Consider the following 21,721-nt stretch of genomic DNA (forward strand, 5'->3'; position numbering starts at 1 on the left):
GATGCGGTGACGATGCGCTGTCCATCCGGGCTAAAACTGGCACTTTTGACACCGTACTGATGCCCAGTCAGTTGGGCTAGCTGCTTGCCGGATAAATCCCACACCCGGGCGGTGTTGTCTTTTGATGCGGTGACGATGCGCTGTCCATCCGGGCTAAAACTGGCACTGATGACATAGTCCTGATGCCCAGTCAGTTGGGCTAGCTCCTTGCCGGACAAATCCCACACCCGGGCGGTGTCGTCAAATGATGTAGTGACGATGCGCTGTCCATCCGGGCTAAAACTGGCACTGTAGACAACGTCCTGATGCCCAGTCAGTTGGGCTAGCTCCTTGCCGGACAAATCCCACACTCGGGCAGTTTTGTCCGATGATGCGGTGACGATGCGCTGTCCATCTGGGCTAAAACTGGCACTGATGACACTGCGCTGATGCCCAGTTAGTTGGGCTAGCTGCTTGCCGGATAAATCCCACACCCGCGCAGTGTTGTCATCTGATGCGGTGACGATGCGCTGTCCATCCGGGCTAAAACTGGCACTTTTGACACTGCGCTGATGCCCTTGGAGTTGAGTCTGCTCTCGGATGTTGTCGAGAATTGTTTGTAAAGCCAGAATGGGACTGGCGGCTGGATATTTTTCTACAGGGCGTCCGTCTTTAACCAGTTCTTTCAACCTTTGTCCTGCATTTATAGCTGACAGTAATGCTTCTATTTGTTGAAACTCAAACTGACGTAATGCAGTCACCCCTGCCTGTTCCAGGCTAGTGCCTTCCCGTGCTTCTTTTGCTTCTTTAAGGGCTTGTGTTTGTGCTGCTTGTGCTTGTCGCCGGCTTAATCGCGCTGTTTGAACTTGTGTTTGAGCTTGCACAACTTGTTCTTGTGCTTGACCTGCTTTTTTCTCTGCCAAACTTACTTTTTGTTGTGCTTCCTTAGTTCTCTGTACCGCCTCTTGCTTGACACTTTGCAGATTCTTATTAGCATCAGCTAATTGTAGTTCCGATTGTTCAACTTTCTTTTCTGCCTGTTGCTGTTTTCCTTGTGCAACTCTGAAATTCTCTTCTGCTTGCTGCTGTACTCCTTTGGCTTTTTCCGCTTGTTTGTTGGCAACTATTTTATCCTGAGTCGCTTTCTGGATTGCTTGTTTTGCCTTATTTAGTTCTAATATGGCAGAACTTCTTTGTTGATTTGCCTGCTCCCGTTGTGATTCAGCAAAAAGTTTTTGTTGATTTGCCTGCTCCCGTTGTTGATTTGCCTGCTCCCGTTGTTGATTTGCTATGCCTGCTAATCCCAAGGCGATGCTTGCCCCAATTACGGACAATGCCAATATTGTACTCCCAACTAGAATTTGCCGCTTGGATCTGCGTTGCGCGGAGGTTAATTCTAATTTTTGGCTGGCAGATATGAACTGATAATCTTCATCGCTCAAACTTTTACCATCCGCCCATTTCAAGGTTTCCTGCAACGCCTGCCCCCGCAATAAGCGCGATTCATCTTGATAACCCGAATCTACCCAAGCTGTCAGTGCTTCTGCATAAGGGCGCAAATCTGCCAGTGTTTTTTCCAGCCAACTCTGATTAAAAACTTCTGCATAAATGCGGTTGTAAACTTTCAACTTCCCCTCACGCCTAACTACCAATCCTGATAGCCGCAATTCTATTTGTTCAAGACTACCATCTGCGGCGATCGCACCTTGTTGCAATTGCTGATATAATCCTAGTAGACGACCTGTACGCTGTCCGCCACTCCGTAAAATGCGATCGCGTATCGTCTTCAAATGCTCTGGTTCATCCTGTGCCTCCCAGTTAGAAATTACCAATCTTTGCACCAACTGCTCTACCCATTGTGTAACGCCATGCTCTGGAATGGGATCATCAACAGTTTGAATTAGCTTACAAACTTTTTGTGTCAAAAATGGGTGTCCCCCTGTCCAATCCAATACTGCTTGCAACACAACTTTGGGATTGGTAGCTTTAACTGCCAAACCTTGAGCTAACGGTTTAGCTGATTGTAAGTCAAAGCCAGTCAATTCAATGGCTCTACCAATATTAAATGGTGTGCGTCGCCTGTCTTGAATCAAATCTGAGGGAGTAGCCACCCCCAGCAGGGCAAACGTGAGTCGTCGGTATTCCAACTTATCTGCTCGATTATTATAACAGTCACGGATAACAGCAAAAAAATCATCTAAGTTGAATTTGAGGCTGAGAATACTGTCGATTTCGTCTACAAAAATCACTAAGTTTTGCTCAATCAACTTCAGTAAAACTTCTTCAATAAACTTGCTAAATAGTAACACAGGAGATAGCTTTGCATGACTCAACCACCAGTTGTCTAAATCAAATTTTTCAGATAAATTGAGACTGTTCGCTATCCTATCAATTACTCCTGCATACCACTGTTCTGGAGTGGTATCCGATGCACCAATAGCTGTAATATCAACAGCAGCACAAGCTATGCCCTCTGCCCGCAACCGTTGCATAGTTCTTACTCGCAAGCTTGATTTACCCATTTGCCGGGAGTTAAGCACATAACAGAACTCTCCTGCTTTCAAGGCTTCGTAAAAGTCATAATCTGCTTGCCGCGTTACATAGGTAGGGGCTTCAATCGGCAGACTCCCCCCGACTTGATATTGGTAGGATGGGTGGTTTGCCCAAATCAGTTGCTTTCCATTCATCAGCTTACCCCCAAGCGATCGCCAAAATACTGCCGATACAAGTCACATAAAGGCATCACATCATTACCTTGGAATTTCACCAAGCCCATACTACGTAACTTAAATGCCAACCCTGTCTCTATCCTTACTGGTTGAGGAGATGCAATGACTTGTTTGATGGCAGCCACTAAATTGGCATCTTCTTGTAAGTTTGATAGATGGCGACGTAGATGATCGCTGAACATTCCTGCTTCAGTAGGTGCTGTTTGTAACAATTGCGGCAAACTAATCCTACCACGGGCAATTTCGTAAAGCGATCGCCTGACTAAATAAGGATGTCCGCCCACCATTGCCATGAGTTGCGTTACCTCCGCCTGACTCCAATCAAGCTTGTGTCGTTGCACCAAATCTTGCACTTGTGACTGATTTAACTCTGGTAACTCGATTGGCAATCCCACGTTAAAAGGTGACTGATTAATATTCAAAGGAATGTAAACTTCTTTGGAATGCACAATTACCAATCTCAGTTTTTTCCAAATTTCCTCATTCTTTGCTATCTCATGCCAAACTCGTAGCAATCCAAAAAAGTCAGCAGCAAGTTCAGGATGTTGGAAAACCTGATCGACTTCATCCAAACCTAAAACCACTGGACTAGTAATTGTTGATAACAGGTATTTTTGAAAGTAGTTTGTACACTTGCTCTTGCTACCAAGAACACTTTGCCAATAGTCAGTTAGCTTATTCGTTAGATTCAATTTATCAGTAATGCTATCACAGAACCACTGCAAGAATTTATCCAGGCTGGTGAAAGACTCTGCATCCGCTGATTGAAGGTTCAAGTATGCAGTTTTACAACCTTGTTTCTGGGCATGGTGGAGAATACGTGTTAGAAGTGAAGTTTTCCCCATCTGCCGGGGAGCTTTAATCCGAATGAGTGCCCCTGGTTGTAAAATTGTTTCATAACAGTCTGCCTCAATCGGGGAACGCTCCACATAAAAGGCAGAGTCTAGACTGACTTGTCCTTCTGGTTGCTCCCAACTTTGAGTGAGCGGTGTTGATTGTGGTATAATATTAGGCTGCTTGCTCCTTGCTGTTTCACCTCCATCAAACAGTTGCCGTATCGCTTGGAGAATCCGCGCTAAAAGTGAAGGTTGCGAAGGCGACAACAAAGAACTTGTTGGTGAGGTTTGAACGCTAGTTGATACCTGATAAATGTTGAGCAGTGACTGGAGGGCTTGTAGCGCAACAGAAGCATCTTGGTAACGCTGACGATAATCAAAGCGCACCATTTTATCTAAAACTTCTTTAAAACTTGGGTTGAGCTGGGCGCACTCACTAAATAAAGCACAATGCAACTCGCCTGTGTGGAAGTCTCGCGGTAGATTTAAAGGTTCTAACCCTGTCAATGCTTGAAAACAAATGATCCCAACTGCATAAATATCGCTGCTGAAATAGGGACGAAAAGCTTGTTGTTCGGCGGGCATATAACCAAGAGTACCGATTGCCACTGTCTGACTTGTTTCCCCCTGATTATTAATTCCCAAAGCACTGATTTCCTTAACTGCCCCAAAGTCAATCAGCACAATTTTCCCATCTTTGCGCCGCCGCCTTAAATTCGGTGGTTTGATATCCCGATGGATGACGTTGTTTTGATGAACAAATGCCAAAACTTCCAAGATGTCCTTCAACAGTTTAAAGACAACTTGCTCACTCTTGGGTGAGCCTGGAATAATTTCTTTTGTTAAGTCATGTCCTTCAACATATTCTTGCACCAAATAAAATTGCCCACCTTCTTCAAAGTGGGCAAAAAGTTCGGGAATTTGATTGTTCTGCTTGCCTAACCGATACAGAGTTTGTGCTTCCCTCTCAAATAACCTTTGAGCGATTGACACCGTAGCAGGATTTGGGTTTTTTGGTTTGAGATGTTTGACAACACATTGTGGTTTTTCTGGTAAGTGCAAATCATTAGCTAAGTAGGTATTGCCAAACCCCCCGCAGCCCAATAGTTTAGTAATTTCGTAGCGATTTCCAAGCTTTTCTCCAATTAAAGGGTCTTGGCTCATATGGATTTTCGTACTCCAAGAGCTAAATTGCTAACCAGTCAAACTAATGAGTAATTAATAGTTTGTGCATTTTGCTAAAATAGCATACATTAAATATTAATATTTTCTAAGTGTAATTAAATAAATTTAACAATTAATTATATGGGGGTATCTCAGGGCTATTTCATTCTTCCGCAATCCGCCTAGAACTGAAGTTCTAGGCTTATAGCTCAAGTCGGTTTTAACCGACTAAATTGTTGATTTTCAGTCCGTTTTAACGGAAAATGTTGGGATAGCGACTGTTAGTTTGAATGATGTGGCGATCGCCCTTTGCGTCCATGATCTGGTAAGGGAGCCATGAACAGAATCTCTCCGGGGCAGTATTTAATGCGAGGGATCGAGCGATCGCCCAGTTGCTGACGAGCTTGCCTAGTGCTACTGTTGAGCAATGTTTGCTTTTTTTGTGGAGTTGTGTTAGCAATCTAACGGGAACGTCTTTTATACCGCTTAGACTTAGCAACTTCCTTAGCTTTACGCTTGTGTTTCTCTAAAGGAGTTTCAAAATGACGATGTTTCTTTATATCTGAAAAAATCCCCGCATTAGAAACTTCTCGCTTAAATCGACGTAAAGCTGACTCAATCCCTTCATTTTCGCCCATAATTATTTGGGTCATTTTCTCTCCTAGTTGATTAACTTAATTGATGGCAACAAGCTGGGTATAAACAATCGCAGTGAAATTTAAGTAAAAAAGGGCAGACAAAAAAGGATCTGCCCATAATACCCAAAATTTAAATTATTTGTTTGGGATGAAACGATTGGAGCAATAGCTGGGACTTATCTCAAAGCTTAGTAGCTTCAAGAGTATCAAATTTCCCAATATTTCCCCTCAAAACTTAGTAGCGGCGAGAGTATCCCCCTCCTCCACTATTGTTTGAGCGTCTACCACCACCAAAAGAATCTCTATCTTCACGCGGTTTAGCCTTATTAACCTTGAGGTTACGTCCCATCCATTCAGCAGTGTCCAGGGCTTCAATCGCCGCTGCTTCTTCTGCATCTGTTCCCATTTCTACAAAAGCGAAACCACGCAAACGACCAGTTTCCCGGTCTTTGGGCAATTGAACGCTTTTAACAGTACCATATTCTGCAAAGACTTGCTTTAGGTCTTCATCTCCAACTTCATAAGAAAGATTACCTACATAAATTGACATAAAAACATCTCCAAAACTAAATGATGTAGAGATTTAGATTCGGAGAAAAGCTTGTAAATAAGTAAACACAAACTAGATAACCGAAAATAATCTTCGATTATCATAACATGGAATGAACAGGTTGTGCTTACCATCCCATATACTACATCGGCACGCAAAATTTAATGATTACATCAACCTCAAAGCCAAGTGAAATACTGATAAGTAATTGTTATAGAAGGTTTTTGCACACCCTTGGTAAGGCGGCGAGCGCTCCTTCAATCCTCGTCACGGGCTTTTTAATTTGTTTCGCAACTCCCGAATAGCGGTACTTGTATTGCGCTGAGCAATTTGTAAGCACTCGTTAATTGCTTCAATAGCCATCAACAGAATCTCTCCGGGGCGGTATTTAATGCGGGGGATCGAGCGATCGCCTAGTTGCTGACACAGTACTTGATAGTCTTGCCAACTACAGTTGACTACTAACTGCCCCTGGAGGTAACTGGATTTTCTCCGGTGTGACAACAGCAAACATTCAGCTTACACCTCATCAACTGGGTCATCTACTATAATTTTCACTTTAGACTATGACATGCTGGGGTTGCGGCAAATCTATAAATAAAAACTGTACTACTTGGCGTGCTTGTTCAATACGTTTTCTTGGTTCAGCATATGGTTCAGCAGCCAGTGCCTTCTCCAACTCAAAAAGCGCACGTTCATTGTCTCCCTTTGCACCATGAATCAATCCATATAAATGGTGATGCCTTGCCCAATTATCATTTTTCGATGCTGCCACTCTTAAAGCACCAAATGCCCAATCGTAGGAACCCTGAATAGCATGACATAAGGCGCTGCGGCAGCAAGACTTGTAGTTGTCTTCATCAGATTTGCAGGATGCCAACACGTCTGCTACCGCTCTTATTACTAACGTGGTATTTTTAACTTTAACTAGTTCGGCGATTGCTTTTTGAGTAAGTCCAGCATTAACGAATACCAGTACACCGCTTGCCAAGAATTGTTCAACCGCAACGCTAGCAGGCACTTTCACAAGATTTCCCAACCAAGAAGCTACCTCTGCATAATTGTACTCAGATCGCAACCTATCTTCTAGCAAGAACTCTTGCAAAATCATGCTTTTGAAAACATCAGTAGAACAAATCATATACGCCTTGTCTTTGCTTGTGTTGTAACTTAACTATTCAGTACAACTTAGCATTACACAGCAGAAGTTAGGGAAAACGAAGGTATAACACAGTACCGTTATTTGTCTACACTATTAATTAATTCTTGTAAAAGATAGCCTTTATACTCTGTGTCATTTTTTTATCAATTCAGATAAATATTCTTTCTCCTTTTTTTATCCTACTCCTCCTACTATTAATCTTTTAACTACCTCGGATCTATAAGGAGTTTAATTCTTTCTAATTCTACTTTACTAACTATTTCAAAAGCTTGTACTATTTTATGAAGCGGCAACTTTGTGATTGCTCCCTTTTCTGGGTTTACCGACCCCCATTCTATAATTAAATCTGAGTCTAGTTCCATAAAACTTTTTATTAAAATTTTGAATTTAACTAACGGTTCATCCGGTAATTTTTCAATTTCTTTTCTTAAAATCTCATAATTATCATTGCTGCTTACTTGTATAAGAGCAATGAAACTTTCTGCTGCTTGTTCCGCTACTAAATTTTCAAATAAATCTGGCTGCCTATGTTCTGGTAAAGCAACTCTTATCCCAAAAGATCCTTGAAATGTGTCTATTAATGATAATTCTAGTTCAGATTTTCTACTATTTTTTTCAAATCTTTTTCTCACCGTTTCACTTTTTAAACTTTCTATCGAGCAAAAAAAATCTTGCAGAGATGTTAAAACTGTTCCTATCTCTTTTGCCGACACCTCATGTTGATTTTTTTCTAAAAACTGTATTTTTATATCTATTACTTCTCTGTTTTTTTCTTTTGCAATTGATGATGTGTTTTCTAAAGCTTTTAAAATTTCTGTTTTATGTCTTTCTTCTACTTTTGCTAATACAGTTACCAGTTCCTCCATTTTTATTTCAAAATCAGCGAATTCTTTATCTAGTGGTACAAGCACACTTATTTTTTTATCTTTCTTTATGTAAGACCATACTGATGCTATTCCCTCTACCTCCTTCTGTTTTTTCCATCCTTTGTATTCAAGATACATTAATATTTTGTTAAGGGATATATTTGTAAATAATTCTGTGTCTATTTTATATGGTATCATTTTCTCTTGTTTGCCTCTCTGTTGTATACTCTGTTATTAGGTCTAATCCAAGGAGTCTTTTTCTATAGTCTAACGATTCTTTCATGATTCCTTTTAATGCTTCCGGCGTTAGTACATTCTCTTTTGGAATTTTTATTCTTATTTTCTCTTTGTTCTGAGTTTCTTTCTCTCCTTTTAAAGATACCCAATATCCGCATTTCTTCAATAACGTTTCTTGTTGTTCTTTATCTACACTTATCCAGTTAGTTGTTTCTTCTGGTACTATAACTATAATTAAAATTACAGGATCTATAGATTTTTTTCTCAACTGATTATAATTTTTAACTTCTAAGTCATACTTAAAATATCTTTATTCTTCATAAAAATATTTTAAAGTTGTACATTTATTTTGTACTGCTATTCTAGGTGCCTCTCCGTTTTCTAATTCTGAACCTATAATTTCTAAATCTATGCCTCTATTATCTAATGGTCTTTCTGACCTTATTGTTATATATCCACATGCTGATGCTAATGTATGAATATATCCATAACTGAATTCTTCTTTTTTACTGTTTTCATCCATCCCTTCAAGTAGTAACTTGAATACTCTCCTTTTAATGTATTTATATAAATCTTATGAGTCGTATTTTTCTTGACCCTAATTAAATGGTAGACGCACATGAAAGTGAAAGGTTCCTGGGGTAAAAAATTGTTAAAGTCTTGCCTATGTTGGCAAATTTATCCGGAAAGTGATACCATTGCCTAGAAAGCATTAGTGCTAAAGTCGTCGGCAATGGCTCTGCAATTTAAGAAGTAGGCTAGTAGTAAGTGTCAAACCCATCTCCTGGATAAATTTGTTGATCCTCCATTACGGCTTTAACCGCATCTGATTGAGCAAGTGCTTTAACACCTGCTGCCGAGATTTCCACTGGAATAGTTCCCAGCGCATTCGGATCTTCGGCAAGTTGTTTACCGCCGAAATCCTGAATGATCTTCCGAATATAACTCAGAGCCTGCTTTGCCCCTGTGCGTATTCCTTCCACCTTTGCTACTCGCTCAGATGGAGATTGACGACGATTGACAGAGTTAAACACGCCATTGTCAAACTTGAGCATGACAACAACGCGAACCTTCTGTTGTGGCTGTAAACAACTTAATCGATGTGCAAACTCAGAGCTGATCTTATTCCCATTAAATAGGTTATGTTGATACATATTGTGTGCGATCCCTGACTGCCCTCAACTAAGAGCTTTCAACGCTTCAGTAGGTTGAATTAATCCCCATCCCCAGCGATTATCTTGTAACCGCTGAGAACCTACTGGGTGTTTTGCCGTTTCCTTGAGTACCTTTATGATATCAGTTACGGGTGCAGTGGGATTAGCTGCCATTAATAAAGCTGCAACCCCAGCCACATGGGGAGTTGCCATAGAAGTTCCGTCCATATAGTTGTATGCGTAGGTTCCGTCAGGTGTTTTAGTTGGTGGTATGCATGAGTATACCTGAACTCCAGGGGCAACTACATCCGGTTTTGTAACTAATTTATTCGGTTCTTGTTCAGGAAATACTAAACTCGCTCCACTACTAAAGAAAGCAACATCAACTTTATTTTGGGGCAACTTTTCCACTGCTCCTACTGAAAAGGCATTATGAATATTCCCTGGTGAACTAGTATTTCCATGGTTCTCGTTACCGATCGCCACTACAGGTAGAATACCATACTGCTCGATTAATATATCCAAAACTTCGGCAAACATTGGCTCATAGTAGTACAAGCCCAAAGACATATTAATAATGTCAGCACCTTTTTCTATTGCCCAAGAAATTCCTTCTAACAAGGTTCTTAGAGTAGTATCACCAATCAGCACACCAGCAACTAACAAATTTGTTTCTGGCGCAACCCCGATAGAAATACCTTTCGCTGCTTGCCCACCTGCAATTGTGCCACATACATGTGTACCGTGCTGTCCACTGTCAAAAGGTGGAGACGCAGTAATTCGTCTACCCAAAGGATCGATGACGACAAATTTTTTGACACGATTTTTTAGTGCTGGATGAGCAGCATACACTCCCGTATCCAACACAGCCACATTAATATTCTCTCCCTTGGTCGTTTCCCACAACTTAGGAACCTCCAAATGCTTTAGTCCCCAAGTTAGTTGATCTTCGCTTTCGGTCCTAATTAAATCAGAATATTCGATTTTACGCGGTTGAATCAGACGTATTTGCTGATTTGGTAAAATTGCTACTACATTAGGTTGTTCTGCTAAAGCTTCTAAAGTTTTGGGAGTTACTTCCACCGTAGCCACTGGTAAAGTACCCGATCCAATCGCAGAAACCTCCAATGGTTCATCATGATAACCCAGATCGCGACTAGCTTCTTGGTAGTGGTCAAAAATTTCTTCTTGTACAGCTTTTTGAATTGCAACTTGTTGTTGAACCTCGAACATCCGCCTCTTGGCTTCACGCAAACGACCTCGTGGCGGCAGACCTTCTGTTTGCGGGGTATGGTAAATTACTATTGCATCCCGTTTTTCATCTTCCTCAAGATCGGCAAGAAATGGTTCAAACGCTGGTGAGATTTTATTTTCGATACTCATAGTTTTTAGTTTATTGTTTAGGTTTTCAACTAGTGTAAGTAGACGGATTTAATATTTACCTTTGTGTCCGAAGAATGCTAATATTACGCGAATGTAGAGACGTTCCGCCGGAACCTCTCTACAAAATCGGTGTTTAATTTGTGGGATTAATGCATTCGCCTACCCCAACCCATAGCACCCTGCGTTATGAGACATCCATCGTAACATATCGTATTTTTACTTAAAAATACTGTGAAAAGTATTTAATTATACCAAAAGAGGTAGAAGCACAACCAAAGGATATACTATATTTAAGGTAATAGATGATTTAATGTTCTGACATTTTTTAATTCAGGATCGTTAATCTGTAGAGACGTTCCATGAAAAGTCTCTGCTGCGTTTGAAGCCAAAAGTTCTGCGGCTTCTTGCATCAGATAATTTTGCTCTGTGTGAATTTCCTGTAGCCTTTGTGAAATCTCTGCCAACCGTTGTTGCTTCTGCTGCAAAGGTGGAGAGGGTAATTGAGGTAAGGCTTCTACTATATCACTTGTTTTATTGCTTGCTTGTTTAACTACTCTCCACATCCAAGAGAACCCTTTGGAGGTAACTTTAAATAAACCTTGAAGTAATTTAAAAGGAAGTTGCAGTAATGATAGACTTGCCGATTCAATCCAACTACCAACTACTTTGATTGTAGTCCAAAGCAGAGCTAGCGAGACTAGCAGAATTACCGCACTGATAATTGGGTGATTAACCCCCCAACCTAGTATTTGTAGAAAACGAAAAATTGCCGGATGTTCAACTAGCCAGTTATCTACAGAAGAAGTAATGGCTGTTTGTACTGCATCTTTTGTAGTACTCTTAATTTGTTCAGCAGATTGCAAAGACTGTTGTAAAGTTGTTGTAACGGAGTTAATAGCGCGATCGCTTGCCCCAGTTGCTGTTTGCTGCAAAGACTCCTTAACTTGCTGAGCGCCAAGAGACAGAGAGTTAACTTTTGCATTCACCAAATCCAATGTGTGCTGCCAACGCTCTCCAACTCCCTCAGGGATACTAACTTGAAAAACCATAACAAAACCTTGGTAGGGTGCGTTAATGCAGTGTAACGCACCTTAACCTATAGGTGGAGCCTCATTAACCAGGACTCAGTTGTCCAGTATACTTGAGAATCCAAAGACCCTGATTTTTATGGGTAATGTATATGTAACCTCTCGTATCAACTAGTACATCCTCTGTTTGCAGAGCTAAGCGTCCTTTGGGCATCGGACCAAATCGTTTTGTCGGTTCAGGCGGCAAGAAAAAGCCTATCTCCGTTGGCTGGCGCGAATTCGCAACGTTGAAAATGCGAAGTCCCGCGTTAAAGTGTGCGATGTAAAGTAAGTTGCCCTGCTTCTGTACTGCCCGATTGTGCTGTAATAGATTAATGTTGTGGGGACCTGACCAACCACCTTTCTCAAAGAAGTCACGATAGGGAAGCTCTGGTGGCGGCACTGGCTCAGGCATAGTGGAGAGCAGAACCGGGTTGGTTGGATCTGAGATATCAACAATCGAAGCGTGATGCAAAGGTCCTTTTCCGTAGGAAGTGTCTTCGGAGTTGACATATGCCAACCCCTTGGACGGCAGCGGCAGCACGCTATGCGCTCCAAACTGTAAGTGAAACGGAGGGCTAAAGTCTAGCCGACCAATTTGCTTTGGTTTGGACACATCACTGATATCCAAAACGATCATGCCTGCCGAACCGTATGGTAGATAAGCTCGATTACCAATCACGTATGGCGGACCATGTAGTGAGATTTCAGGTTCCGGAGGTTTCTCAAGCGCTGCTGTATGCTGTCCTGGCACCCACCATCGTCCCGCTTCCACAGGTCGAGCCGGGTTAGTGATGTCAACAATCACATAAATGTTTCCTTCGTAACCAGGCATCCCAGCAGCGAGATGCATATACCGTCCACCAGCGTAGAAGTTACGGTGTGTACCTGTGCCACCAGTGCGAAACTGACCCAGCCGCTTCGGATTAAGCGGCTCTTTAATGTCCCAGATCACTACTCCTTCATCAAACGGTTGATTAGGCTCTCCACCAAAACCAGGCAGAATCCTCTCCAACGAAGTGATCATCGTATTCCCGGACAGTTCCATTTGTCCTGTAAAGGTGTTTGCAGGTCCAGGAATAAACTTGACCACCTTTGGCTTTGACGGATTAGTTACATCCACAATGCTCCAGCCCCGATGCCAGAAGTGACCCATGTAGAGATACCAACGACCTTGGTGTTCCGTGATAGACATTTTGAAGGCTGGTTTTCCATTCAAGTCACTATAGCCCACAGCTTGAACATTGCTGCTCAAAGCTCCTTGAGGAAGCTGCTGAGCGTGTGCAATGGTTGCAACTATAACTGTTAGCAGTAGAAAACCAGCGCTCAACACTAGAGCAAGTCGAATCCAAGTTGCTATAGCAATACCTGCCAAGAGAATTTTGATGCTTTGCTTCATTGCCAAATATATAGTTGTATGCTTTACAAAAATAAAATCGTCTTATTTCAAAAATAGAAGGAATGTTTTAAGATTGTCCAACAGCTGTTTAAGGGTAAATTAACAACTTAGAGTTACTAATTCGTTATGGAATTTCGACATCTCACATATTTTGTTGCTGTTGCCGAGGAACTGCACTTTGGTCGCGCTGCTAAACGGTTGTATGTCACTCAGCAAGCATTAAGCAAACAAATTCATTGCCTAGAGGCTGAATTAGAAATACAGCTTTTTTACAGAACAAAGCGCTCCTGTCAACTAACTGAGGCAGGAGTTGTGTTTTTGGAGGAAGCACGCCGACTTCTAGATCAGGCTCTTCATGCTGTGCAGGTAACCAAACGTGTAGCTCGTGGAGAGGTTGGGCAACTTAAGCTCAGTTTTGCATCTCCTGCTCTTCATAGCGTGCTGCCAAAAATCCTCAAAATTTTCCGTGAAACACATCCAGATGTGGAAGTTATCCTGAAAGAAATTTCTACGCTCGAACAGGTGAAAGCTCTCTTGAAGAACGAGGTTGATGTTGGATTCCTTTATCCTCCAATTAATGAGAATTCTTTAAACCTCCAACCTATTTTAGAAGAAGCTTTAATGATTGTTTTGCCCGCATACCATCCCTTAGCAGCTTTAAAACATTTGCCATTAGAGGCATTAGCCAACGAACCCTTTATTTTACATCCACGACATGAAGGACCTGTATTGTATGACCAAATCATGAGTTTGTGTGAGCAAGCAGGTTTTCAACCCAAAGTGGTGCAAGAAGTGGCAATGAGTCAAACCCGCATTGGCTGGGTAGCTGCTGGAATTGGCATCTCCTTTGTTTTTGCAAGTCTTCAAAACCTGATCAATTCGGAGGTGGTTTACCGCGCTTTAGATGGAGCAACTCTAACCTTGCAACTTGCTGCTGCTTGGCGAGTCGATAATTCATCACCCGTCTTACAGGAGTTTCTCAAGGTCACTCAAGATCTTGTTCATCAGTCAGCACTAAAAAATATTGACAGTGAATCGAAATCACTGTCAATAGCAACACGCAGCAACCAACAGATCATTATTTCCGCAAACAAGGTTTGAGGTATTCCGTATCGCCTCAAGTACGTTGGATAGGCACATACGAGTCCTCACATAAACTCATGATGGTGCGTTACACTACGTTAACACACCCTACGATATTGTAATATTTATAGAGGTAAAATAAATGGCTAGGTCACCACTGATGACATCGTTGCGACGAGCTTACAAAGTCGCAAGGGCTTCAGTAAAAACAGGAATTCCCACAGACGAGTTAGTTGACATCTTCCAACAAAGAACCTCTCGCCGTCGTTTACTATACGGGGGTTTGGCGTTAGCAAGTGCGGTTGGAGCAGTACTTTCCAGTGGACGTGATTCGGTTGCATTTGCTACGATTCCCAAAGTGCTGGTGGTGGGTGCGGGAATTGCCGGACTAACTGCTGCTTATCGACTCAAACAGGCAGGGGTTCCTTTCGATATCATTGAGGGGAGAAATCGGGTTGGTGGCAGGATACAGAGTTTACCTAATGTGGGTGGTACTTCTGTCTCAGTGGATGTGGGTGGAGAATTTATTGATACTAGTCATACTAGCATGCGATCGCTTGCTCAAGAACTTGGGTTACAAACTGCCGATTTGTTAGCAGCAGATGAAGGTTTGACACGGCAAACTTGGTATTTTGAAGGACGCAAAATACCAGAAACAGAAATTATTAATTACTTTATCCCTTTAGCTAATAAAATTGAACAAGATTTAGCTGCCATTGGTGATGCACCCTTAAGTTATAAATCTTATAATCAGGCGACTGCGGTATTAGATAATACTTCTTTAGCTGATTATTTAGACTCAGTTGATATCAACCCAATTTTACGGCAGATGCTCCGAATTGCTTTCACCACAGAACTTGGTCGAGAGCCAGAGGAACAGACTTCTCTAAACTTACTGTTTCTGATTAGCACTGATACAAATACATTTGAAGTATATGGTGAAAGTGATGAAAAATACCAAATTATTGGTGGAAATGACCAACTACCCCGTTTACTAGCACAGTCTTTAGCTAATCATATCGAAATTGGCACTGAGTTGGAAGCTATTAACACACGTCCTGATGGTCGCTACAAAGTAAGTCTTCGCTCTGGTTATAGAACTTTTGAGCGGACTTATGAACGGATTTTGCTCACATTACCATTTAGTACATTGCGTTTAGTATCATTGCGGGTGAATTTACCACCAGTGAAAAGGCGAGCGATCGCTCAATTAGGTTACGGTACAAATACTAAGTTAATCACAGCGTATAGTAAAAGGGTGTGGCGCGATCGCTATAACTCAACAGCCGCAATATTTACTGACACAGGCTTTCAAAACACTTGGGAAGCCAGCCGTTACCAAAGCGGTAAGAGCGGTGTAATTACCGACTATACTGGTGGACGACAGGGTTTAGCTATTAGTAAAGGTTCACCCCTATCCCAAGCACAAATACTTTTACCACAATTAGAGCAGATTTTCCCAGGAATCACTAAAGAGCGTCAAGGGAATGCCATCCGCACAGAATGGCTGAAACAAGAGTACACACGCGGCTCTTATTCGTGCTATTTAGTTGGACAGGTAACTAGTATAGGTGGATCTGAAGGAGAAACTGTTGGTAATCTCTTTTTTGCTGGAGAACACTGTTCACAAGGGGCACAAGGTTACATGGAAGGTGGTTGTAGCACAGGAGAAACCGCCGCCAAAGAAATCCTGCGTTCTTTGGGGTTGCGTTCTGGGCGGAGTGTTTACTAATCAAACGCCAAGTTATCTTGTTTGGGGTAACCACTGCACAGCCAACATGGTAATGTCATCAAATTGTGCTGCGTTATTGATGTGAGTGAACAAATTAGTTTTAATGCGCTCCAGTAAGTCAGATACAGATGAGGTTGGCTGCTCTAGGAGTGATAACAGTCTTTGAAGAGTAAAAAACTCACCCTTCGGGGCACGAGCTTCTGTTACCCCGTCGGTATAGCCAATTAAGATGTCACCAGGCTCGAGCTGAACCTGGTGAATTTTAAACTTCATGTCTGGGATCATTCCCACTGCAGGTCCAGTAGGTTTAAGACTTTGCTTTACCCCCTGAGAGTTAACGACAAACAGAGGTTCATGCCCAGCGTTGATGTAGGCTAGTGAGTTTGTAGCCGGATTTAGCACTCCAAAAAAGAGCGTGGCAAACATACCCATTTGAGCATGATTTTGGGTAATGTAGTTGTTCGTCAACTCAACAGCTTTGAGGGCGTTGATTTGAGCTAGAACAGGTGCATCAAGTGCGTCAACATCACAACACGAATCCTCATCGTCAGTAACTATAGACAATCCGTATAAGTTGGTTTGCCCAGAAAAAATTCTCATTAAGCTGCGAAACAAAGCCATAAAGAGTGCCGCACCCACACCCTTATCACAAACATCAGCAATGACCAATCCTAGATAATCACCAGGAAGCATGAAAGCGTCATAGAAGTCACCTGCTACCTGACGAGCTGGATAGAAACAGGTTGCAATTTCCAAATTAGGTAATTGTGGAATTTCTGTAGGCAGAAAATCTCTTTGAATCTGCCTGCCTTTTTCTAGTTCATCATCCAGTGCTCTTTTGGCTTGAGAAAGTAGATCGGCTTGCTGCTTGATCAGATGCGTTGCTAACTTATGAAGTTGAGCTTGAGCTACCAGTAATTGATGTACATCCAACAACTTATACACTTCACGATCAAATTTTACGACTAGCGGTTCGGTAAGTAACTCCGGAGGACGTTGCAAACACCGACTAGCCGCTTTGACAATTAACGTATTGCTGGGAAAAACTAGTACATCTGTTTCAATATAGGTATACAAACGACTAAGTGGAGCACACAAAAATAGCTCTCTGGCATAGGGACGACTAATAATTCTCAAGAATAGCTGCCGCGAAACTTTCCCTTTAAACTGACCTTGCTCTGTGAGAATTGCTCCAGGGAGTAACGGATTTTGTTCAAAAGCCTTTGCTAGGTCTTCCCCTGGACATGAGAGATCTATTTGGAAATCATACAGAGACAGTTCTTGCAGAGTCGATTCTAACTTAAGACTCTCAAATAAATCTTGAAAACGCTCTTGGTAGTCGCCAAGGGTTGGTTGAGTGTTGCTACTAACCTCACATGACTCAGTACAGGCGTTTAGGAACTGATGAATCAGCATAATAGCACAATAATCTCATATATATTAAGGCTTTCAACCGCAAATCCTATTAATAATTTTTTGAAACTAGCCTAACATAATACCATAAAAATAAGTTTTTGCCTAGAACGATAAAACTAATTTTATCATCTTTATTCTTTAGAGTATACCTACAGAATCTGGAAAAAAGTCAGAACAATTTAACAAAATTTTTTAACTGAATATAAGCAAAAATTAAACTACTTTTATCCTAAATTTAACTAAGTAGGGAGGGTATACAAGTCGGCATACTTATATGGATAACCTCATAAATAATTTTTAATTGAACCGCCACTTTGGATTTAAGCAACCCACCATAAATTGAAAATAAGACGAATCGAGATTGACTTCTTTCCATGTTTTTGCAAGGTTCTCACCTCGATAGCGTTTAACTTAACCAGCGACTCAGAGGACTAGAGTTATGACTGTAGCACAAATAGCTGGCTCGTTTGAACAAAAAGCTTCCTCTGCTATCAGCAAGCAGTTGAGAGGAGTTCATCATATTGGCCTCACTGTTGAGGACATGAAAAAAGCCTTGGAATTTTATACCGAAGTGTTGGGTGGAAAAGTCATCATTCCAGAAATCGGTCTGAGCGGCGAGATTATGCACAATACTTTGCTTCAAAAAGAAGAGATTGAAGCGATCGCCCTTGGAGTTGAGCCGAAAACCATTGGTATACCGAACCTCAGAGATGGTGAGCAAAATCTTGACCTTTACTTCATTCAGTTTGAGAATGTTGTCCTGGAAATTCTGCAATACAGAGATGCATCAGCGCAACCCAACGGTGCTGATGCTTTCCCAGTGAAAAATCCATATTCCAGTCCGGCTTGCATCAACTCAATGCATATCTCCTTTTATTTAAAGGACGATGTGGATGTGGATGAGTTCGTGAAAAACTTGGAAGCAGAGTGTCACAAACGTGGGATGGATCAAGTAAAGTGCAACCGTATTGTTCGCGTTAAATCAGAACAAGAAAGGAAAGAGACGAATTCTCAGTACAATTCTTGCAAACTATTTGAACCTTCCTTTGGTGATTTTGAAGGATGGACACTGGTTTACTGCAAAGGTCCTAATGGAGAGCAGTTGGAATTTAACCAGGTACTGCGTAAAGCAAAAGTTCTGTTTGAAACAGCACAACAAGAATACCAAAAAGCTACTGTGTAAAAAGGAGATAAACAGTCATGCGTCAAAGAGTTAACTACTACAAAGATTTAGCTGCTGATTATTCCAAACCTGGATTAGTGTCTGAAGAAATCAAGGAAAAACTCATCCAGTTGTCTGAAGAATTTATTTCTAAAAAAGAACTGACTTTACCACCGACTAGTGCTGATTATACTGCAAAACAAATTGAGAAAGAGAATAGAGAATGGTGGCCTACTCATTGTGAGGCATTGAGACAGGGACGCGGTGACCTCTTAACAGGCGAATATCGTGATGACCTTGTTTATTTATGCCAAGATGGTTACTATGTCGGCTTAACAGAACAACAAGAGCGAGAGAAACATTGGTGGGCATTGATTTCACAACCAGGGGTGTCGATGTGCTGGCCAATAGTTATGTTTCATGAAGATGTTACCTTCTTTGAATGGAAGTCTGTAGACGATGAAACGGGCGAAACAATTGCTAAGGGAAACGTAACTTTCCTGCGTCGCGGTCATCGAGGAGGCGTCTACTTAAAAACAGAGCAGTTGACTTTTTACCGTGATGTTTTTGCATCTAATGAACTCCTGAATTTAATCAAACTCTAATACGTTGACAGTTGACCGTTGACAATGAACAGTCAACAGTCAACTTATGTTCACTTTTAGAAAGGTAGTCAAGACGATATGACAATTAGAAGCAAAGGCAAAATCGGTGTCCTCATTGAAGAACACTTTGATGAAACAGAGTATCGGCGCTTCAATGAATTCTTCCCAGAGCATGGATACGAAGTGGAATATATTTCCAATCTTTGGAATCAGGAAAAACTTACTTTTAAAGGTAATGACCACACAGAAGAAGTGACAGTTACAGTTGATTTCAAGGATGTCCATCCAACTGATTACAAAGGCATTATGCTCATCGGCGGCTATGCAATGGATCGCTTGCGCTATCAAGTCGCGCCCAAACTCGGTCAACCCAACCAGTCACCTGCTGTGGAGTTTCTCCGTCAAGCTGTAAAAGCTATGGATGAGAGTGATGTGAAAATAGGCACGATTTGCCATAGCTTGTGGCTATTTTGTGCAGATCCAGAACTCATTAAAGGTCGTAAGGTGACTTGTGCTCACAACATCATTTGTGATGTCGAAAATGCTGGTGGAACCATCATATATAAAGGCGAACAAACTGCAACTCTTTATATAGATGGCAACCTCATATCATCCCAACATCCTGGAGTTGTTGAAGAGTTTTTGCAAGCCTTTTTAGCGGAACTGGAAAAGAAAGATAAATTACCTATCACCGTTTAACAGACCGTTAAATACATTCCTTGGGAGTGCATTAATCATGACCAATATCAATTTTCCCTTTTCAGATTTAATCGCTGGGTATGTTACTCATTTTGACGCAGAAAATGACATTTTTGGGATCAAAACATCAGATGGTAGGGAATTCCATGCAGTATTGAGTCCTATGACTTATGCCAAACTCGTTCAAAACCTCGAAGAGCCTTATCCAGATGCTACTGGTGCAATGAGGTCAATGCTTGTACCAGGACGCTATCTGTTTACCTATGGGATTTTTTATCCTGATAGCCCCAAATTTGAAGCCAAACAAATTATTTTTGTGGGTCGAACTGAAAACGATTATGTTTTTGAGAAACCCCACTGGTGGATCAATCAGATTCACTCGCTGGCAAGTTTTTACCTCAAAGCTCAGTTTGGGGAAGAGGAAATTGACTACCGCAACTATCGTACCGACTTGACCCTAGCTGGTGCTAAGCAAATCTTTAATTTTCGTCAAGAAACCGATACTATTTCACGCATGGTTTATGGGTTTGCTACCGCTTATATGTTAACTGGCGAAGAGCGATTTCTTGATGCTGCTGAAAAAGGCACTGAATATCTGCGCGAACATATGCGGTTTGTGGATTTAGACGAAGGCATTGTCTATTGGTATCACGGCATTGATGTCCAGGGTGAGCGTGAACACAAAATCTTTGCCTCAGAATTTGGTGATGACTATTACGCCATCCCAGCCTACGAGCAGATTTACGCCCTAGCAGGTCCAATACAAACTTACCGAATTACGGGCGACCCACGTATATTAAGCGACGCCCAGTTGACTGTCAAGCTATTTAACGACTTCTTCCTAGATCGAAGCGAACATGGTGGCTACTTCTCTCACATCGACCCTGTCACTCTCAACTCATACAGCGATTCCTTGGGTCGCAACAAAGCGAAAAAGAACTGGAACTCTGTTGGCGACCATGCTCCAGCTTACCTAATTAATCTTTGGCTGGCTACAGGTCAGCCAGAATACGCCAAGATGCTGGAGTATACCTTTGACACCATCGCAAAACGTTTTCCGGATTGGGAAAAAAGTCCTTTTGTTCAAGAACGTTTCTACGAAGATTGGTCGGCTGATACAACTTGGGGATGGCAGCAAAACCGCGCTGTGGTTGGTCACAACCTCAAAATTGCTTGGAACTTAATGCGGATGTACAGTCTCAAACACAAAGATGAGTACCTTGAATTGGCACAAAAAATTGCTCAAATCATGCCTGGGGTTGGCAGTGATTTGCAGCGTGGCGGATGGTACGACGTAGTTGAGCGCATTCTCGAACCAGGTCAAACCACTCATAGCTTTGTTTGGCACGATCGCAAAGCCTGGTGGCAGCAAGAACAAGCTATCTTAGCTTATTTCATTTTAGCTGGTTTGTTAAAAGACGAAGACCATCTCCGATTGGCACGTGAGTCTGCTGCCTTTTACAATGCTTGGTTCTTAGACACAGAAGACGGTGGTGTCTATTTCAATGTTCTTGCTAATGGTATTCCCTATCTCGTCAGTGGAAATGAACGTCGCAAAGGTTCACACTCAATGAGTGCGTATCATTCTACTGAGTTGTGTTATCTTGCTTCTGTTTACAGTAATCTCCTGATTCATCAGAATCCAATGGACTTTTACTTCAAGCCCACTCCAGGAGGATTTCCTGATCGCCTCCTGCGAGTGTCCCCAGATATTTTACCCCCAGGCAGTATCAAGATTGGTGCTTGTGAAATCAATGGAGAAATCTACACCAACTTTGACGCCCAAAACTTGATAGTGAAGCTACCAGAAACACAAGAGCAAGTAAGAGTCAAAGTGCAGATTGCCCCTAATTAAGTCAA

General features: G+C 41.8%; 17 protein-coding genes and 3 pseudogenes. 6 read left to right on the plus strand and 14 right to left on the minus strand.

The genetic code is table 11. The annotated features are described in order from the left end of the window. The 13 genes and pseudogenes from ICL16_RS11510 to ICL16_RS11575 form a co-directional block, all read right to left on the minus strand. On the minus strand, nt 1-2,666 hold a 2,666-nt coding region (locus ICL16_RS11510; RefSeq protein ID WP_202895505.1), incomplete at its 3' end, for an AAA-like domain-containing protein. Next, entirely contained in the window at nt 2,666-4,708 is a 2,043-nt protein-coding gene (locus ICL16_RS11515; protein WP_190827556.1) for an AAA-like domain-containing protein, read from the minus strand. The genes ICL16_RS11515 and ICL16_RS11510, both read right to left, overlap by 1 nt. A 311-nt stretch (nt 4,709-5,019) precedes the next feature. After that, nucleotides 5,020-5,106, minus strand: a pseudogene (locus ICL16_RS11520) (Uma2 family endonuclease); the annotation flags it as partial. A 63-nt stretch (nt 5,107-5,169) separates the two neighbouring features. Continuing rightward, on the minus strand, nt 5,170-5,361 hold the full coding sequence (gene rpsU / locus ICL16_RS11525) for a 30S ribosomal protein S21 (RefSeq protein ID WP_190827558.1): 192 nt from the start codon (nt 5,359-5,361) through the stop codon (nt 5,170-5,172). Nucleotides 5,362-5,581: 220 nt separating this feature from the next. Further along, nucleotides 5,582-5,896, minus strand: coding sequence for an RNA recognition motif domain-containing protein (locus tag ICL16_RS11530; protein ID WP_190827560.1), 315 nt, complete (start codon nt 5,894-5,896; stop codon nt 5,582-5,584). 357 nt (nt 5,897-6,253) lie between these two features. Further along, nucleotides 6,254-6,410 (minus strand): annotated as a pseudogene (locus tag ICL16_RS11535) (Uma2 family endonuclease); the annotation flags it as partial. Nucleotides 6,411-6,455: 45 nt separating this feature from the next. Then, the gene (locus tag ICL16_RS11540) at nt 6,456-7,037 is read right to left on the minus strand and encodes a tetratricopeptide repeat protein (RefSeq protein WP_190827562.1); all 582 of its coding nucleotides are present in this window, start codon (nt 7,035-7,037) and stop codon (nt 6,456-6,458) included. A gap of 227 nt (nt 7,038-7,264) precedes the next feature. Continuing rightward, nucleotides 7,265-8,122 carry a hypothetical protein gene (locus ICL16_RS11545; RefSeq protein WP_190827564.1) on the minus strand — a complete coding sequence of 286 codons (858 nt, stop codon included), beginning with the start codon at nt 8,120-8,122 and terminating at the stop codon, nt 7,265-7,267. Then, nucleotides 8,109-8,684, minus strand: a pseudogene (locus ICL16_RS47200) (DUF4365 domain-containing protein). The gene ICL16_RS11545 and the pseudogene ICL16_RS47200 overlap by 14 nt, the downstream one beginning before the upstream one ends. A gap of 235 nt (nt 8,685-8,919) precedes the next feature. Beyond that, nucleotides 8,920-9,315, minus strand: coding sequence for a hypothetical protein (locus ICL16_RS11560; RefSeq protein ID WP_190827571.1), 396 nt, complete (start codon nt 9,313-9,315; stop codon nt 8,920-8,922). 24 nt (nt 9,316-9,339) lie between these two features. Continuing rightward, entirely contained in the window at nt 9,340-10,698 is a 1,359-nt protein-coding gene (locus ICL16_RS11565) for a S8 family serine peptidase (RefSeq protein WP_190827573.1), read from the minus strand. 290 nt (nt 10,699-10,988) lie between these two features. Then, a complete protein-coding gene (locus ICL16_RS11570; protein ID WP_190827575.1) occupies nt 10,989-11,747 on the minus strand; it encodes a hypothetical protein in 759 nt (252 codons plus the stop codon). Nucleotides 11,748-11,811: 64 nt separating this feature from the next. Further along, nucleotides 11,812-13,164, minus strand: coding sequence for an LVIVD repeat-containing protein (locus ICL16_RS11575; RefSeq protein WP_190827578.1), 1,353 nt, complete (start codon nt 13,162-13,164; stop codon nt 11,812-11,814). Between the two features lie 126 nt (nt 13,165-13,290). Here ICL16_RS11575 and ICL16_RS11580 point away from each other — a divergent pair, with 126 nt between their 5' ends. Continuing rightward, nucleotides 13,291-14,265 (plus strand): LysR family transcriptional regulator, encoded by a 975-nt coding sequence (locus ICL16_RS11580; RefSeq protein WP_190827580.1) that lies wholly within the window; start codon nt 13,291-13,293, stop codon nt 14,263-14,265. 124 nt (nt 14,266-14,389) lie between these two features. Next, nucleotides 14,390-15,979: a flavin monoamine oxidase family protein gene (locus ICL16_RS11585; protein ID WP_190827583.1), complete on the plus strand. Its 1,590-nt coding sequence runs from the start codon at nt 14,390-14,392 to the stop codon at nt 15,977-15,979. Between the two features lie 12 nt (nt 15,980-15,991). Here the strand turns inward: ICL16_RS11585 and ICL16_RS11590 are convergent, their stop codons facing one another. After that, complete coding sequence (locus tag ICL16_RS11590; protein WP_190827585.1) at nt 15,992-17,395, minus strand: PP2C family protein-serine/threonine phosphatase; 1,404 nt, start codon at nt 17,393-17,395, stop codon at nt 15,992-15,994. Between the two features lie 439 nt (nt 17,396-17,834). Between ICL16_RS11590 and ICL16_RS11595 the strand changes: the two genes are divergently transcribed. The 4 genes from ICL16_RS11595 (at nt 17,835) to ICL16_RS11610 (ending at nt 21,716) form a co-directional block, all read left to right on the plus strand. Continuing rightward, nucleotides 17,835-18,578, plus strand: coding sequence for a VOC family protein (locus ICL16_RS11595; RefSeq protein ID WP_190827587.1), 744 nt, complete (start codon nt 17,835-17,837; stop codon nt 18,576-18,578). A 17-nt stretch (nt 18,579-18,595) separates the two neighbouring features. After that, the gene (locus ICL16_RS11600; RefSeq protein ID WP_190827590.1) at nt 18,596-19,162 is read left to right on the plus strand and encodes a hypothetical protein; all 567 of its coding nucleotides are present in this window, start codon (nt 18,596-18,598) and stop codon (nt 19,160-19,162) included. Nucleotides 19,163-19,240: 78 nt separating this feature from the next. Continuing rightward, nucleotides 19,241-19,861 (plus strand): DJ-1/PfpI family protein, encoded by a 621-nt coding sequence (locus tag ICL16_RS11605; protein ID WP_190827602.1) that lies wholly within the window; start codon nt 19,241-19,243, stop codon nt 19,859-19,861. A 37-nt stretch (nt 19,862-19,898) separates the two neighbouring features. Beyond that, nucleotides 19,899-21,716, plus strand: a complete 1,818-nt coding sequence (locus tag ICL16_RS11610; RefSeq protein ID WP_202895504.1) for an AGE family epimerase/isomerase — start codon at nt 19,899-19,901, stop codon at nt 21,714-21,716. The last annotated feature ends 5 nt before the right edge of the window (nt 21,717-21,721 follow it).

It is taken from the genome of Iningainema tapete BLCC-T55, from assembly GCF_014698965.1.
Classification (GTDB): Bacteria; Cyanobacteriota; Cyanobacteriia; order Cyanobacteriales; family Nostocaceae; genus Iningainema; species Iningainema tapete.

Excerpts from the sequence above, each read along its gene's own strand:
- ICL16_RS11515 (WP_190827556.1), bottom strand. The coding sequence starts at position 4,708 with ATGAGCCAAGACCCTTTAATTGGAGAAAAGCTTGGAAATCGCTACGAA.
- rpsU (WP_190827558.1), bottom strand. The coding sequence starts at position 5,361 with ATGACCCAAATAATTATGGGCGAAAATGAAGGGATTGAGTCAGCTTTA.
- ICL16_RS11530 (WP_190827560.1), bottom strand. The coding sequence starts at position 5,896 with ATGTCAATTTATGTAGGTAATCTTTCTTATGAAGTTGGAGATGAAGAC.
- ICL16_RS11540 (WP_190827562.1), bottom strand. The coding sequence starts at position 7,037 with ATGATTTGTTCTACTGATGTTTTCAAAAGCATGATTTTGCAAGAGTTC.
- ICL16_RS11545 (WP_190827564.1), bottom strand. The coding sequence starts at position 8,122 with ATGATACCATATAAAATAGACACAGAATTATTTACAAATATATCCCTT.
- ICL16_RS11560 (WP_190827571.1), bottom strand. The coding sequence starts at position 9,315 with ATGTATCAACATAACCTATTTAATGGGAATAAGATCAGCTCTGAGTTT.
- ICL16_RS11565 (WP_190827573.1), bottom strand. The coding sequence starts at position 10,698 with ATGAGTATCGAAAATAAAATCTCACCAGCGTTTGAACCATTTCTTGCC.
- ICL16_RS11570 (WP_190827575.1), bottom strand. The coding sequence starts at position 11,747 with ATGGTTTTTCAAGTTAGTATCCCTGAGGGAGTTGGAGAGCGTTGGCAG.
- ICL16_RS11575 (WP_190827578.1), bottom strand. The coding sequence starts at position 13,164 with ATGAAGCAAAGCATCAAAATTCTCTTGGCAGGTATTGCTATAGCAACT.
- ICL16_RS11580 (WP_190827580.1), top strand. The coding sequence starts at position 13,291 with ATGGAATTTCGACATCTCACATATTTTGTTGCTGTTGCCGAGGAACTG.
- ICL16_RS11585 (WP_190827583.1), top strand. The coding sequence starts at position 14,390 with ATGGCTAGGTCACCACTGATGACATCGTTGCGACGAGCTTACAAAGTC.
- ICL16_RS11590 (WP_190827585.1), bottom strand. The coding sequence starts at position 17,395 with ATGCTGATTCATCAGTTCCTAAACGCCTGTACTGAGTCATGTGAGGTT.
- ICL16_RS11595 (WP_190827587.1), top strand. The coding sequence starts at position 17,835 with ATGACTGTAGCACAAATAGCTGGCTCGTTTGAACAAAAAGCTTCCTCT.
- ICL16_RS11600 (WP_190827590.1), top strand. The coding sequence starts at position 18,596 with ATGCGTCAAAGAGTTAACTACTACAAAGATTTAGCTGCTGATTATTCC.
- ICL16_RS11605 (WP_190827602.1), top strand. The coding sequence starts at position 19,241 with ATGACAATTAGAAGCAAAGGCAAAATCGGTGTCCTCATTGAAGAACAC.
- ICL16_RS11610 (WP_202895504.1), top strand. The coding sequence starts at position 19,899 with ATGACCAATATCAATTTTCCCTTTTCAGATTTAATCGCTGGGTATGTT.